The sequence below is a fragment of the Staphylococcus sp. EG-SA-2 genome, from assembly GCF_017152085.1.
This window is the reverse complement of the sequence record NZ_JACYHC010000659.1, coordinates 1-2,117: the sequence shown is the minus strand read 5'-3', so window position 1 is coordinate 2,117 and position 2,117 is coordinate 1. Positions and strand designations below refer to the sequence as shown.

At 29.7% G+C, this 2,117-nt stretch carries 1 protein-coding gene; it reads right to left on the bottom strand.

The genetic code is table 11. The features are described 5' to 3' along the window. A partial coding sequence (locus IDG60_RS11895) for a fibrinogen-binding adhesin SdrG C-terminal domain-containing protein (RefSeq protein WP_206160732.1) occupies positions 1-1,597 on the bottom strand: 1,597 nt, incomplete at its 3' end. Positions 1,598-2,117: the final 520 nt, after the last annotated feature.

Below are 2,117 nucleotides of genomic sequence, written 5' to 3'. Positions count from 1 at the left end.
TACCGTTACTATCTTTAAGAATGACATAAACACCTTTAATCCCTTTTTCATTGGCATCTTGTTTACCATCTTTATTTGTATCTTCCCATACATAGTCACCTAGATTATATTTCTTTTGGTCGCCATTAGCAGTTGATGAGCCATTCACATTTGAATAACTATTTGACCAACTATATTTAGTTTTGTCAGTGTCTAAAGTATAATCAATTTTTCCATTATCTGTTGATGTATTATCTGGATACGCAACTTGTTGAATGATGTATTGTTTATTACTACTTGTTTGACCATTCATTAAATCAACTGTTGCAGTCTTATTATCATTGCTGTAAGTAATATTAAATTGATTAGTAACATCTTTAAGTTTTGAAGTATCTGGGGTGAAACTGTCGACAAATTGATTTTGATCTGTCACTTCGTAAATTTTGAAGTTTTTTGCATTTGGATTAAATTTATATCCAGTTAAATTAGTAACAAACGTTTGTTTAGTATATGTATTTTTAGGTTGATTTACATATGCAGTCATATTACGCGATAAATCTTCATTGTTGATATAGTTTGTACTTGAAATAAGCGGTTGTGCTTTTTTATTACCATAATCGACAATGATTTCTTCGCTATATGTATCATTACCTAAACTTACTTCCATTTTATAAGCAGTTTTATCAGTTGTTGCATTTTCACGTTTCGCAAATGCGACTTGTTCAAAGCTACCGCTAACATTTGTATATTGATCTACATAATTCGTAAAAGTATACGTTGTTGTGTTTGTTGTACTGTCATAAATACCTTTTGCAATAATATTACCTTGGGCATTATATAAATTTTGAGTTTGTGAAGGTAATCTTACTGATCCTGGACGGAAATATTGACCATATTTAAAAGTAAATGTATCGCCCTCTTTAACAGAATCATCGATTGTGTAATTCGCTTTTAATTTTAAAACATCACTTGAAGTTGCCCAAAATTCTGTTTTGCCAGTATCTTTATTTAAGTGTCCTTTATCAATAGCAATATCAATATTTGAAAAATGAACTTTATCATTAACATTTGTACCTTGTTGTGGTGCTGCTACTGTGTTCACAGCCATACGGTTTAATGTTCTTGGTTTAATAGTCGTTGTTTTAGGAGTAGCTGAAACATCTTTAGCCTGTGTTAAATTACTTTTATCAGTTTCATTACTATATGTAGTTGATGATTTATCATTTGTTGTTACATTGCTAGTTTGTGTAGTAGATTGACTAGCTGTAGCGTTTTGTGGTGATTGCATGTTACTACTAGTTTCTTTAACTGTTGCACTATCACTCATTGTCACTTTAGGCTGATCTGCAGTTGCAGTTTGCGTATTGTCTTTTAGTTGACGACTATCAACTTTTTCAGTTGTTTTATTCTCACTTGGGGCTGTCGTTTCATTTTTTGATTGATTTAATTCTCCATTCGTATGTTCTGCCGCTTTAGCTTCATGACCACTTAACCCAAAAATCAATGTTGTCCCTACTAAAATTGAAGCAGTACCTACAGAATACTTTCTTATCGAAAATTTGTTTAATCGATTTGGTATCATGCCTTTTCTATTTGTTGCTGTCTTTTTATTATTCATTTAATAATACTCCTTTAAAATATCAAAATTTGATAAATATAATATTTTGCATATATAAATTTCTGCATTACTATCGTAATATAAATTTCAATAAAGTGCAATACTTTAATTATTTTTCTTTATTTTACAATGTTATTTTCTACAAATATTAATATGAATCACAGTTTAAGAATTGCAATTTTTAATACTTTTTTTCTTTAATTGCTTTAAATTATTTATCTATATTTTTAAAACTCTCTTTTAATCTAAGCTTGTTTTCAATTCGCTATTACATCTTATTTTAATTAATAACATTGCTCACAACAGTAATCTCAAAGGCTTACTATTGGTGCATTAGAACAAAAAAAGGCATGTGACTTAAAAGCATTCTCAATGAAATACCGGTTCTTCATATTTTATGGTGGGAAGGTAAAACTTCCTGCTTTTTTTAATACACAAAAAGCGCAATTGCCTCTATAATTTAAAGTGACCAAACCCAAACTAAAGGAGACAAGTGCGCCTATGTGTAATGATACCTTAG